Below are 13,126 nucleotides of genomic sequence, written 5' to 3'. Positions count from 1 at the left end.
TCATTTCCTTGGGTCGAAGGCATCGCGCAGGGCCTCGCCGATAAACACCAGCAAGCTGAGCATCAGTGACAGCACGACAAAGGCGGTAATGCCGAGCCAGGGTGCCTGCAGGTTGGCTTTGCCCTGGGCGATCAGCTCGCCCAGCGACGGCGCACCCGGCGGCAGGCCGAAGCCGAGGAAGTCGAGAGAGGTCAGGGTGATGACGCCACCGGTCAGAATGAACGGGAAGAAGGTCAGGGTGGCGACCATGGCGTTGGGCAGGATATGCCTGAACATGATGGTCTGGTTGCTGGCGCCCAGGGCGCGTGCGGCGCGCACGTATTCCAGGTTGCGGCCGCGCAGAAACTCGGCGCGTACCACGTCCACCAGTGCCATCCACGAGAACAGCAGCATGATGCCGAGCAGCCACCAGAAGTTCGGCTGAACGAAACTGGCCAGAATGATCAGCAGGTACAGCACCGGCAGGCCTGACCAGACCTCGATAAAGCGCTGGCCGATCAGGTCGATACGTCCGCCGTAGAAGCCCTGCACGGCACCGGCGATGACGCCGATGATGGAGCTGAGAATGGTCAGGGTCAGGGCGAACAGTACCGAAATACGGAACCCGTAAATCACCCGTGACATCACATCGCGGGCCTGATCGTCGGTACCCAGCCAGTTGTCCGCCGAGGGCGGCGCCGGCGCCGGAACGCGCAGATCGTAGTTGATGGTGTCGTAGTGGTACGGGATTGGCGGCCAGAGCATCCAGCCGTCGCCGTCCTCGGTGATCAGTTGCTGAACATAGGGGCTGCGGTAGTCCGCTTCAATCGGGAATTCGCCGCCAAAGGCGGTTTCCGGATAACGCTTGAAGACCGGGAAATACAGCTCGCCCTGATAGCCGACAGCGAGCGGTTTATCGTTGGCGATCAGTTCGGCGCCAAGGCTGAGCAGGAACAGCACCAGAAACAGGTGCAGTGACCACCAGCCACGGCGGTTGGCACGGAAACGGGCGAAGCGGCGCTGGTTGAGCGGAGAGAGGTTGAACAATTTCATCTCAACCCTCCCTGCTGTCGAAGTCAATGCGCGGATCGACCAGGGTGTAGGTAATGTCACCGATCAGCTTCACCACCAGACCGACCAGCGTGAAGATGTACAGGGTGCCGAACATCACCGGGTAGTCGCGATTGATGGCCGCTTCAAAGCCGAGCAGGCCGAGGCCGTCGAGGGAGAAGATCACCTCGATCAGCAGCGCGCCGGTAAAGAAGATGCTGATCAGCGCGGACGGGAAGCCGGCAATGATCAGCAGCATGGCGTTGCGGAACACGTGACCATACAGTACGCGGCGCTCTGAAAGCCCTTTGGCGCGGGCAGTGACCACGTACTGCTTGCCGATTTCATCGAGAAAGCAGTTCTTGGTCAGCATGGTCAGGGTGGCGAAGCTGCCCACCACCATGGCAAAGATCGGCAGCACCAGATGCCAGAAGTAGTCGAGGATCTGCTCGCCGGTGCTCATCTGATCGAAGTTGTTGGAGGTCAGCCCGCGCAGCGGGAACCAGTCCAGATAGCTGCCGCCGGCAAACAGCACAATCAGCAGGATGGCCAGCAGAAAGCCGGGGATGGCGTAGCCGACGATGATCAGTGAACTGGTCCAGACGTCGAAGGCCGAGCCGTGCTTGATCGCCTTGCGGATGCCCAGCGGAATGGAGATCAGGTAGGTCAGCAGGGTGGTCCACAGCCCTAGCGAGATCGAGACCGGCATCTTCTCGATGATCAGGTCGGTGACCTTGGCGTCGCGGAAGAAGCTGTCACCGAAGTCGAATTGCAGGTAGCCCTTGATCATCAGCCAGAAGCGCTCGTGGGCCGGCTTGTCGAAGCCGTACATGCGTTCGATTTCGGCGATGATGTCCGGGTCGAGACCCTGTGCGCCGCGGTAACTGCCGCCGCTGGCAACCTCGCTGCCGCCGCCGGAGACCCGGCTGGTGGCGCCGCCTTCAAAGCCTTCAAGGTTGGCGATCATCTGCTCGACTGGCCCGCCGGGGGCAGCCTGAATGATCAGAAAGTTGATCAGCAAAATGCCGAACAGGGTGGGGATGATCAGCAGCAGTCGACGAACGATGTAGGCCAGCATGCTTATTCATCCCCTGCCGGCTGGTCGCCTTGCTGCTGCCCGGTGCTGTCGTCCTGTTGCCTGCCCAATTCGCCGCGCAGGCGCGCTTCCTTGTCCGGGTCGACCCACCAGGTGAACAGCCCCAGATCATACTTTGGCGGCGTCGCCGGATGGCCAAACTTGTTCCAGTAGGCGACCCGATAGACGCTGGTATACCAGTTGGGCACCAGCAGATGCAGCGAACGCAGGGCCCGGTCCAGCGCATGGGTATGGGTGATCAGCGATTCGCGGGAGTCGGCCTGCACCAGCCCCTCGACCAGAGCATCAACGGCCGGGTCTTTCAGACCCATGAGATTGCGGCTGCCGGGATTGTCTGCGCTGGAGGAGTGCCAGTATTCGCGTTGCTCGTTCCCGGGCGAGTTGGACTGGCCAAAGCCGGTGACCACCATGTCGAACTCACGTGAGCGCAGCCGATTGATGTACTGGGAGACATCGACCCGGCGCAACTCCATGGTAATGCCGAGCGAGGCCAGATTGCGTTTGAATGGCAGCAGAACCCGCTCAAACTCGGGCTGCACCAGCAGAAACTCGAACTGCAGGGGCTCACCGTCGGCGTTGACCAACTGGTCGTCAACGATCTGCCAGCCGGCGTCCTTGAGCAGAGCGTAGGCAGTGCGGCGCTGCTCGCGGATGGCGCCGCTGCCATCGGTTTTCGGCGGCACCCATGCCGGGCCGAATACGGCAGCCGGCAACTGGTCGCGCAGTGGTTCCAGCAGTGCCAGCTCACTGGCGTCGGGCTCGCCACGGGCAGCCAGCTCGGAGTTGTCAAAGTAGCTGGAGGTGCGGGTGTAGGCGTTGTGAAACAACGTGGCGTTGGACCATTCAAAGTCGAACAGCAGCGTGATCGCCTGGCGCACCCGGGCGTCCTGGAAGTAGGGTTTGCGCAGGTTGAATACAAAGCCCTGCATGCCCTGGGTATTGTTGTTGGGGATCTCTTCCTTGACGATCTGGCCGGCGTCCAGCGCCGGGCTGGCATAGCCGGTCGCCCAGTTCTTGGCGGCCATTTCCTGGTTGAAGTCGAACTGGCCGGCCTTGAAGGCCTCCAGGGTGACGTTGCCGTCGCGGTAGTAGTCGACCACCACGGTGTCGAAATTGTAGAAGCCGCGCATCACCGGCAGGTCTTTGGCCCAGTAGTCTTCGACGCGCTCAAAACTGATGCTGCGACCGGGGCGCACCTGACCGATGCGGTAGGGACCGCTGCCCAGTGGCGGTTCCAGCGAGCCCTTGCTGAAGTCGCGGCCTTGCCAATAGTGTTTGGGCAGCACCGGGAGCTGACCGAGCACCAGTGGCAGCTCGCGGTTGCCGGTGTGCTTGAAGTGGAAGGTGACGCTCTGCGGGTTGTCGGCGACCACGCGATCCACATCGCCATAGTAGGCGCGATAAAACGGGGCACCGTGTTCGATCAGGGTATTGAAGGTGAATACCACGTCGTCGGCGGTGATGGCGACGCCATCATGGAAGCGCGCTTCCGGGCGCAGGGTGAAGCGCACCCAGCTGCCGTCATCGGCCTTTTCCATGCTTTCGGCGACCAGGCCGTATTCGGTAAAGGGCTCGTCCAGGGCATGGAAGGTCAGGGTGTCGTAGATCAGACCGAGCTGGTCGGCCGAGGTGCCGCGGCTGATGTAGGGATTGAGCGAGTCAAAGCCGCCGAAGCCGGACAGCCGCAGGGTACCGCCCTTGGGGGCATCGGGATTGACGTACTCGAAGTGGCTGAAGTCGGCGGGGTACCTGGGTGCTTCATCGTAGAGCGTCAAGGCGTGCTGTGGTGCGGCGTTAAGGGCACCTGCCCAACAGGTCAGCAGTGCCAGACAGCAGGATTTCAGCGAGTGTTGCATTCAGATCCCTTGTTTTTCTAGTTGCTTGCCGGGTCTTTCCACCAGCTGCGGATGGCCAGCGTATACGGCGGTATGTCCGGGGTGCGCAGCCAGTTCCGATAGGCAATGCGGTGGTAGTTTATATACCAGTTCGGAATTGTATAGTGATTCCACAGCAGTACCCTGTCGAGGGCGCGCGCGGCCGCGATCTGCTCACTGCGGCTGCTGGCGGCGCCCAGGCGTTCGACCAGTTCGTCGACCACCGGATTGTTGATGCCGGCATAGTTGCGACTGCCTTTGACATTGCGCTGGCTGGAGTGGAAGTAGCTGATCTGCTCCAGTCCGGGCGACAGCCCCTGCGGCAGGGTAGTCAGAATCATGTCGTAATCAAACTGATCCAGCCGGGCCTTGTATTGCGCCCGGTCGACGGTGCGGATCTGCATGTCGATACCCAGCCGTGCAAGATTGGCTCGATAAGGCTGCAGGATCCGTTCCAGACTCGAGTTGACCAGCAGTACCTCGAAGCGCAACGGATCACCATCGGCATTTTCAAGGCGCCCTCTGCGCAGTTTCCAGCCGGCCTCGGCAAACAGCTCCACCGCTTCGCGCAGTGTCTCGCGCGGGATTCCCCGGCCGTCGGTGACAGGTAGACTGAATGGCTCAAGAAAGAGTTCCGGTGGCAGTTGATTGCGGTGCGGCGACAGGTAGAGAAACTCCTGTCCGGCCGGGATCCCGGTGGCACTGAACGGACTGTTCGGGTAGTAGCTCTGCGAGCGCTGGTAGGCATCGTAGAACAGCACCCGGTTGGACCATTCGAAGTCGAACAGCATGCCGAGCGCCTTGCGCAGGGGCAGGTTATCAAAGGGCGTTCGCCGGGTGTTGAAGAACATCGCCTGGGTCGGGCTGGGAATCTGGTGGGTTATTTCGCGCTTGATGATGTCGCCGCGCGCGACTGCCGGAAACTGGAAGGCATTGGCCCAGTTGCTGGCCTTGTGGTCGTTGTAGAGGTCGAACTCGCCGGCCTTGAAAGCCTCGAAGGCGACGTTGTTGTCGCGGTAAAACTCGGCCTCCATGCGATCGAAGTTGTACTTGCCGCGGTTGATCGGCAGGTCTCGCCCCCAGTAACTCTTGACCCGCTCGAACACCACGCGGCGGCCGGGATCGACGCTGACCACCCGATACGGGCCGCTGTTCAGGCCGGCCTCAAAGGTTGTGCTGGCAAAATCGCGGCCTTGCCAGTAATGCGCCGGCAGCACCGGCAGCTCGCCCAGGCGCAGGATCAGCAGCGAATTGCCGGGGCGCTTGAAGACAAAGCGAATACGTCGTTCGCCGAGAATGTCGATGCGGCTGACATCCTGCAGTACGGAGCGATAGTTGGGGTGGCCCTGTTCCTTGAGCAGACGATAGGAGAATGCTACGTCCTCGGCGGTGATCTGCCGGCCGTCGTGAAAGCGTGCCTCGGGGCGCAGGTTGAAGACTACCCAGCTGCGATTGTCGGCAAACTCCAGGCTTTCGGCGATCAGACCGTAGGCGGAGTAGGGCTCGTCGCCGGACGGGTCATACAGGCCGCTGCCGACCATCAGTGGCTCGTTCAGCTCACTGATGCCGAGCTGGGCAAAGTCGCCGGTGTTGATCGGGCTGGTGCCCTTGAGGGTATAGGGGTTCAGGGTATCGAAGGTGCCGCTGCCCATGACCCGCAGGGTGCCCCCCTTCGGTGCGTCCGGGTTGACATAGTCGAGGTGCTCGAAGTTTTCCGGGTAGCGGGGCTGGCCGTAGAGTGAATAGCCGTGCTGGCGATACAGCGTGGCCCAGCTGGGTAGAGCGGTTGCAAGGAGCAGTATCAGGACTGATGATCGGGACAGCAGCGACATGGAGTTCCGCGCGGTGGTAGGGCCGTGGGATAACGGCTGGCGCATTTGAATCAGCGGCAGCCGTCAGCAATGTGCCAACGCTACCATGCTGATGCAGCCGGGCGGAAGCCCGACGGCTCAAGGGACGAACAGGGTCAACTGCTGGCCCGGCTGCAGGTAGCGGCCAAGCTGGTTCCAGTCGCGAATCCGCTCGACGTTGACATTGAAGCGCTGGGCGATGGTGTACAGCGAGTCGCCCGACTTGACGGTATAGGCAATGCGCCGTCCATTGGCTGTGGCGGGTTGGGCCTGCGTCTGTGCTGCCGACGCCAGCATCAAGGTGTGACCGACGGTCAGGGCGCTGTCCTGCAGATTGTTGTCGCGCTTGATGCGATTCACGGTAGTGCCGTGGCTGCGGGCGATACTCCACAGGTTGTCGCCTGGCTTTACCCGGTAGCGCAGCTGCTCGACGCCTGCGATACGCTGGCGGCTGACCGGTTCGCTGGCCGGGGCATCATTGAACTGGGGCAGCATCAGGGTCTGGCCGACGCGCAGCAGGCTGCCGTTGATGTCGTTGACGTCGCGGATAGCGCTGACGGTCAGCTGGTGACGACGGGCAATCTGCGAGAGGGTGTCGCCACTGCGAACGCGATAGTGCCGGTAATTGATGCGCTCATCGTCCGGCAGCTCGGCAAGCGCTTCGGTGAACTGGTCAACCCGGTCGACCGGAATCAGCAACTGGTATTCGGCGTTGGGCGCGGTGACCCGCTGGTTGAACGCGGGGTTCAGGCTCAGCAGCTCGTCGGTGGAGACGTCGGCCAGCTCCGCGACCTTGCGCAGGTCGATCTGCTGATCGAGGGTAACCTCGGCGAAATAGGGTTCGTTGGCCAGGCTTGGCAGCACGGTGCCGTAGGCGGTCGGGCTGTCGACGATCTGCGCCAGAGCCAGCAGCTTGGGCACGTAGTTCATGGTTTCGCGCGGCAGCTGCAGATTCCAGTAGTCGGTTGGCAGGCCGAGCGCTTCGTTGCGCTTGATGGCTCGGCCCACGCAGCCTTCGCCGCAGTTGTAGGCGGCCAGCGCGAGCAGCCAGTCGCCATCGAAGTAGTCGTGCAGCAGGCTGAGGTAATCAAGCGCCGCCTGGGTGGAGGCGGTTACGTCGCGGCGACCGTCGTACCACCAGTCCTGACGCAGCGAGAAGTTGCGTCCGGTGGACGGAATGAACTGCCACAGGCCGGCGGCCTGGGCGCTGGAGATGGCCTGCGGATTATAGGCACTTTCGATGAATGGCAGCAGTGCCAGCTCCTGCGGCATGTCGCGGCTTTCCAGCTGCTCGACAACGTAATAGAGGTAACGCTGCGCTCGCGCGGAGGTCAGCTCGAAGTAGCGTGACTGGTTGGCGAAGGCGATGCGCTGCTGGTCGATTCGGGGGTTGTCGATGGTCGCCGGGTCAAGGCTGAAACCGGCTCGAATACGCCCCCACAGGGTATGCGGTTTGGTCTGTACGGCTTGCGATGCGGCGGCTTGTGCGCTGGGCGTGCGGAATGGGGATGCTGTGCGTTCTGTGACCGGTGAGCGGTAATCGGCTTCGCTCTGGCTCAGTCCGCTGTGGTCGGTGGTCTGACAGCCGGCAATCAGCAGCAGACCACCGAGGGACGCTGCTGACAGCACTCTGGGCAAGATGGCAGATACCACACGACGCATGAACGACCCCCAAAATGAGGTCGATTCTATGGACCAGCCGCGGGAGGGTCAAGGCGCCTTCGGTCAGAAGCGGTCTTTCCAGGCCCGAATTGCGGCGAACGTCTCAACCCCGGGTGCCACGGCTGCGCCGGTCTGCTGGCTGGCCGCTTGCGTCACAGCGTCGCAGTCAGAGCGCAGGAAGGGGTTGGTGCGTTTTTCCAGTGCCAGGTCGGTTGGCAGTGTCATGCGACCGGCCGCGCGCAGGTCATCCACGACCTCCAGTCGAATCTTGATATCGGTGTTGTCGGGCTCGACCGCGCGGGCAAAGCGCAGATTGGACTGGGTGTATTCATGGGCGCAGTAAATGCGGGTGTTGTCGGGCAGTGCAGCGAGACGCGACAGCGACTGGTGCATTTGCTCGGCGGTGCCCTCGAACAGCCTGCCGCAGCCCCCCGCGAACAGGGTGTCACCACTGAGCAGCCAGGGGTCACCTGTATTGTCGCAGAAGAAGGCAATGTGGCCGAGGGTATGGCCGGGTACGCCGATCACCTCAAGGGTGTGGCCGAACAGGGTAACGCGGTCGCCGTCGTTAAGGGCGCGATCACGGCCGGGGATGGTTTCGGCGGCGGGGCCCCAGACCTTGCATTCGGTGCCGGCCTTGAGTGCGTTGATGCCGCCGACGTGGTCGGGATGGTGATGGGTGACCAGTACATGGCTCAGGCTGTATTCCGGGTGGCGGCCCAGCCAGGCGATGACCGGCTTGGCGTCACCGGGATCGACGGCGGCAACCTGTTGGCGTTGTTCGTCGACCAGCAGCCAGATGTAGTTGTCATTGAAAGCGGGTAGCGCGATAAAGGTAGACATGAGGCAGCTTTTCCTTAACGTGTAGAGCTATCTTAGCGAATTGTGTCGATGGCAAGTACCGTGGAGAGGTAATGGAGATCAGCGAAGCCAGGCGCTCGATCAGTCAGGCGGACATGTTGCGTCTGCTGCAGGAGGCACGGCAATGGCTGGAGCAGCCGGCCGGACGCATGCTGTTGCAGGCCGAGTGCAGCGCGCAGCGCGAGTTGCTGCCCAATTGCTTTGGGCAGCATCTGGTTCAGTACGGCCTGGCCCCGGGCCTGTTGGCACCGGAGGTCAAGGTGCTGCGTCACTGCTGGCATCTGGATATGCTCAGCCAGGGCGAGAGTATCGCGGTGGATGAGGCCTGCTGGCCGTTTGCGCCGCAGGCCCTGGATGTGGTGGTGCTGCATCACGGGCTGGATTTCAGTCTGTCGCCCCGGGCGTTGCTGCGCGAGGCAAGTCAGGCGGTGCGTGCCGGCGGTCATCTGCTGATCTTTGGCTTCAATCCGATGAGTACCTGGGGCTGGCAGCACTATTTGGGCCGCAGCTGGTTTGGCGAGGCGGGGTTCGTCAGTCCGGCCCGGCTGGTCGATTGGCTGGAGCTGCTCGGCTTTGCGGTGGAGAAACGCATCGATGGGTGCTATCGTCCGCCGCTCGCATCCTCCACCTGGTTACAACGTCTCGATTTCATGGAGTCGCTGGGGCAGCGTCGCTGTCTGCCGGGGGGCGGTTTCTATTGTCTGCTGGCGCGGCGCCAGATGCTTGGAATAACGCCGCAGCGTGAGCGCGGGCGGGTGTTTCCGGCGTTGACGATGCCCCCTCTGGCAGCGGGCAGCCGGCGGGCGCACAAACGGGAAGGTAGATGAGTCAAGCAATCGAGATCTATACCGACGGGGCATGCAAGGGTAATCCCGGCCCCGGCGGCTGGGGCGTGCTGCTGCGGCTGGGGCCGCACGAGAAGCGCCTGTACGGCGGTGAGCCGGAGACCACCAATAACCGCATGGAGCTGACGGCTGCCATTCGCGGACTGGAGGCGCTCAAGCGTCCGGCTTCGGTGGTGTTGACCACCGACTCGCAGTACGTCATGAAAGGGGTCCGCGAGTGGATGCCCAACTGGAAGAAGCGCAACTGGCAGACCGCCAGCAAGCAGCCGGTCAAGAATGTGGATCTCTGGCAGCAGCTCGATGCGCTGGTCAGTCAGCATGAGATTGAGTGGCGTTGGGTGCGCGGTCATACCGGCCACCCGGAAAACGAGCTGGCCGACCAGTTGGCCAACCTCGGTGTTGAACACGTGTTGAAAGAACGGAAGGGCTGAGCATGCGTGAAGTGGTTCTGGATACCGAAACGACGGGTATCGAGCACAAGGAAGGTCACCGGATCATCGAGATCGGCTGTGTCGAGGTCATTGATCGACGCCTGACCGGCCGTCACTACCACGTTTATATCAATCCGCAGCGTGAGATTGACGAAGGCGCGCAGGCCGTTCACGGGATTTCGCTGGAGTTTCTCGCCGACAAGCCGGTGTTTGCCGATATCGCCGATGATTTCATGAACTTCATCACCGGCTCGCGTCTGGTCATCCATAACGCCGCGTTTGACGTCGGCTTTCTGGACAGTGAGCTGACCCGCCTCAATCGCGGGCATGGCCTGATTGCCGATCACTGCAGCGTACTCGACACCCTGGCCATGGCGCGGGAGAAACACCCCGGTCAGCGCAACAGCCTGGATGCGCTGTGCAAGCGCTACGGGGTAGACAACTCGCAGCGCGAGCTGCACGGCGCTTTGCTCGACGCCGAGATTCTTGCCGACGTTTACCTGACCATGACCGGTGGCCAGACGGCGCTGTCGCTGGCAGCACACGGTCAGGGTGAGGGTGGGGATGGCAGCTCGGTGAGCGCGATTCGGCGGATAGACCCTGCTCTGCGCGAGCAGCTGCGGGTTCTGCGTGCCAGCGCCGAAGAGCTGGAGGCCCATGATCAGCGCCTGGCGGCGGTCGAGAAGTCGGCGGGGTTTGCCCTGTGGCGCGGTGCGCCCGAGCAGTGAGCTGAGTAAGTGCTGACGTAAAAGAATGCCCCGCTGACATCAGCGGGGCATTCTTGTCTCTAAAGCCACCAGGTGACGGCAATCAGGCCGACGCCGCCCAGCACCAGGGTGTAGGGCAGGGCCATGAATACCATGCGGCCATAGGACAGACGCACCAGCGGCGCGATCGCCGAGGTCAGCAGGAACAGGAAGGCGGCCTGGCCGTTCGGGGTGGCAACACTCGGCAAATTGGTGCCGGTGTTGATGGCGATTGCCAGTTGCTCGAATTGGGCGCGGGTGATTTCACCCGCATCCAGGCTCTGTTTGACCTCGCTGATGTAGACGGTGGCCACGAACACGTTATCGCTGATCATCGACAGTACACCGTTGGCGATAAAGAACATGCTGGGCTGTTGTTCGGGTGGCAATGCCAGTACCGCGTGGATGATCGGGCTGAACAGGTGCTGCTCGTGGATCACCGCCACGATGGCAAAGAACACGACCAGCAGCGAGGTGAACGGCAGGGCTTCCTGGAAGGATTTGCCGATCTGGTGTTCGTCAATGATGCCGTTGAACGAGGCAATCAGGATGATCACCATCAGACCGATAAAGCCGACTTCAGCCAGGTGCAGTGCCAGGCCAATGACCAGCAGCACGGCAGCGATGGCCTGAATCAGCAGGGCGGCTTTTTGCGGCGCCCGGCGCTTGGCCTGCTCGGCGGCGGCAAAGTCCTCAAGCACCCTGCGAACCGGGCGCGGCAGGCGTGCGCCGTAACCGAACCAGCTGGTTTTCTCCAGCAGCAGGCAGGTCAGCAGGCCGGCGGCCAGCACCGGCATGCTGACCGGGGCCATCAGGGTGAAGAACTGAATAAAGTCCCAGCCGGCAACACCTGCGATCAGCAGATTCTGAGGCTCACCGACCAGCGTGCACACACCGCCCAGGGCAGTGCCGACCGCGCCGTGCATCAGCAGACTGCGCAGAAAGGCACGGAACTCTTCCAGGTGCTCGCGGTGCAGCGGGTTTTCGTCGGGGTCAACGCTGGCGCCTTCGCTCGGGCCGGCTGAGGCCACCTTGTGATACACACCGTAAAAGCCGACAGCGACGGTGATGATCACTGCGGTTACCGTGAGTGCGTCGAGGAAGGCCGAAAGCACTGCGGCGACCAGACTGAACAGCAGCGCAAGGGTCGATTTGGAACGCACCCCAAGGATCAGCTTGGTGAAGGTCAGCAGCAGCAGGTCCTTCATGAAATAGATGCCGGCGACCATGAACATCAGCAGCAGAATCACCGGGAAATTTCCGAGCACCTCCTTGTAGAGGGCTTCCGGTGAGGTCATACCGATGGCCAGGGCTTCCAGTGCGAGCAGGCCGCCGGGCAGCAATGGGTAGCATTTAAGCGCCATCGCCAGGGTGAAGATGAACTCGATGATCAGCAGCCAGCCGGTCATGTAAGGGCCCAGCAGCCACATTGCGAGGGGGTTGAGCAGCAGGAAGGCAATGATGGTGCGCTTGTACCAGCCGGGCGCCTGGCCCAGAAAGTTGTGCGCCAGCGCCGGCAACATGGCTTCAGACATGGTGAAGGTCCTGTTTCTATTAGGGGAAAGTGTGTCGAACAGCCCCCTTGTCTGCCGTTCCGGCAAGGGGGCTGTTCGACATGCTCTCGCTGACCCGAGGCAAGCATAAACTACTGCTTCCTTCATGGCTGCCCCGACGCAGGTCTTTGTTTGCCCTACTTTGGAAGCTGCCTGGTAGTCCAAGCGCGTCGCATTTTCAGTATCTTAGGCGAGCTTGCTGAGTAATTGGTTATGGAGTTTGAGTGTCAGCTTGATATAGTCATGCCAATGCAAATAGTCCAAGGTGGTATTTGATTCGAATCGGATTCGTGTCAGGTGCCGGTTGTTACCTACAAGAAAAAGGCCGTATATGTCGCAATACGAGACGCTGCTGGTTGAGCAAGTTGGCAAGGTCGCCCACATCCAGATCAACCGCCCGGAGAAGATCAATGCCATGAACCGCGCGTTCTGGCTGGAGATCATCGACGTTTTCAAGTGGGTTGATGAAACCCCCGAGGTTCGTTGTGCTGTGATATCCGGAGCGGGCAAACACTTCTCTGCGGGGATCGACCTGCAGATGCTTGCCGAAGCCTCAAGTGGCATGGACAAGGACATCGGTCGCAAGGCAGAGGCCATTCGTCGCAACGTGCTGCAGTTGCAAGAGTCCTTCAACGTGATCGATCGCTGCCGCAAGCCGGTCATCGCCGCTATTCACGGCTACTGCATCGGTGGGGCGATTGACCTGATCTCCGCCTGCGATATGCGTTACAGCACCGAGGACGCCAGTTTCTCGATCAAGGAAATCGATATGGGGATGGCCGCAGACGTCGGCACCCTTCAGCGTTTGCCGCGTCTTATCAGCGATGGCATGATGCGGGAGCTGGCCTATACCGGTCGCTTCGTCGATGGTCATGAGGCGGCCCGTATCGGCCTGGTCAATCGTACCTGGAGCGATCACGTCCAGCTGATGGCGGGTGTCATGGAGCTGGCCCGGGAAATTGCTTCCAAGTCGCCGCTCGCTATTCGTGGCACCAAGGAAATGATCCGCTTTGCCCGTGACCACAGTGTGGAAGACGGCCTGAACTACATCGCGACCTGGAACGCCGCAATGCTGCAGTCCGATGACCTCAAGGTTGCGGTCATGGCGCATATGAGCAAGCAGACGCCCGAGTTTGCAGACTGATCGACAACCGCGCTACGCAGGGATGGTGGGAGACT

The 13,126-nt window shown here is 61.6% G+C and carries 11 protein-coding genes; 4 read left to right on the top strand and 7 right to left on the bottom strand.

The genetic code is table 11. The annotated features are described in order from the left end of the window. The 6 genes from O5O48_RS16790 to gloB form a co-directional block, all read right to left on the bottom strand. Positions 1–1,032, bottom strand: a complete 1,032-nt coding sequence (locus O5O48_RS16790) for an ABC transporter permease (RefSeq protein WP_269687658.1) — start codon at positions 1,030–1,032, stop codon at positions 1–3. 1 nt (position 1,033) lies between these two features. Further along, complete coding sequence (locus tag O5O48_RS16785) at positions 1,034–2,107, bottom strand: microcin C ABC transporter permease YejB (protein ID WP_088276547.1); 1,074 nt, start codon at positions 2,105–2,107, stop codon at positions 1,034–1,036. Between the two features lie 2 nt (positions 2,108–2,109). Beyond that, positions 2,110–3,981: an extracellular solute-binding protein gene (locus tag O5O48_RS16780; protein WP_269687657.1), complete on the bottom strand. Its 1,872-nt coding sequence runs from the start codon at positions 3,979–3,981 to the stop codon at positions 2,110–2,112. A gap of 17 nt (positions 3,982–3,998) precedes the next feature. Continuing rightward, positions 3,999–5,831 carry an extracellular solute-binding protein gene (locus O5O48_RS16775; protein WP_269687656.1) on the bottom strand — a complete coding sequence of 611 codons (1,833 nt, stop codon included), beginning with the start codon at positions 5,829–5,831 and terminating at the stop codon, positions 3,999–4,001. A 117-nt stretch (positions 5,832–5,948) separates the two neighbouring features. Beyond that, entirely contained in the window at positions 5,949–7,511 is a 1,563-nt protein-coding gene (locus tag O5O48_RS16770) for a lytic transglycosylase (protein WP_269687655.1), read from the bottom strand. Between the two features lie 63 nt (positions 7,512–7,574). Then, the gene (gloB, locus tag O5O48_RS16765) at positions 7,575–8,354 is read right to left on the bottom strand and encodes a hydroxyacylglutathione hydrolase (RefSeq protein ID WP_233049389.1); all 780 of its coding nucleotides are present in this window, start codon (positions 8,352–8,354) and stop codon (positions 7,575–7,577) included. Positions 8,355–8,425: 71 nt separating this feature from the next. Between gloB and O5O48_RS16760 the strand changes: the two genes are divergently transcribed. The 3 genes from O5O48_RS16760 to dnaQ are packed head-to-tail and all read left to right on the top strand — an operon-like array spanning position 8,426 to position 10,376. Beyond that, positions 8,426–9,199 carry a class I SAM-dependent methyltransferase gene (locus tag O5O48_RS16760; protein ID WP_269687654.1) on the top strand — a complete coding sequence of 258 codons (774 nt, stop codon included), beginning with the start codon at positions 8,426–8,428 and terminating at the stop codon, positions 9,197–9,199. Then, positions 9,196–9,648 (top strand): ribonuclease HI, encoded by a 453-nt coding sequence (gene rnhA / locus O5O48_RS16755; RefSeq protein ID WP_088276540.1) that lies wholly within the window; start codon positions 9,196–9,198, stop codon positions 9,646–9,648. The genes O5O48_RS16760 and rnhA overlap by 4 nt, the downstream gene beginning before the upstream one ends. Before the next feature lie 2 nt (positions 9,649–9,650). Further along, a complete protein-coding gene (gene dnaQ / locus O5O48_RS16750; protein ID WP_233049390.1) occupies positions 9,651–10,376 on the top strand; it encodes a DNA polymerase III subunit epsilon in 726 nt (241 codons plus the stop codon). A 59-nt stretch (positions 10,377–10,435) separates the two neighbouring features. Here dnaQ and nhaB read toward each other — a convergent pair whose 3' ends face one another. Continuing rightward, the gene (gene nhaB, locus O5O48_RS16745) at positions 10,436–11,929 is read right to left on the bottom strand and encodes a sodium/proton antiporter NhaB (protein ID WP_228246716.1); all 1,494 of its coding nucleotides are present in this window, start codon (positions 11,927–11,929) and stop codon (positions 10,436–10,438) included. A 349-nt stretch (positions 11,930–12,278) separates the two neighbouring features. Between nhaB and O5O48_RS16740 the strand changes: the two genes are divergently transcribed. Beyond that, positions 12,279–13,091 carry a crotonase/enoyl-CoA hydratase family protein gene (locus O5O48_RS16740; protein ID WP_269687653.1) on the top strand — a complete coding sequence of 271 codons (813 nt, stop codon included), beginning with the start codon at positions 12,279–12,281 and terminating at the stop codon, positions 13,089–13,091. Positions 13,092–13,126: the final 35 nt, after the last annotated feature.

It is taken from the genome of Halopseudomonas sp. MFKK-1, from assembly GCF_027474385.1.
GTDB lineage: Bacteria > Pseudomonadota > Gammaproteobacteria > Pseudomonadales > Pseudomonadaceae > Halopseudomonas > Halopseudomonas aestusnigri.
This window is presented reverse-complemented; position numbering and strand designations above follow the sequence as displayed.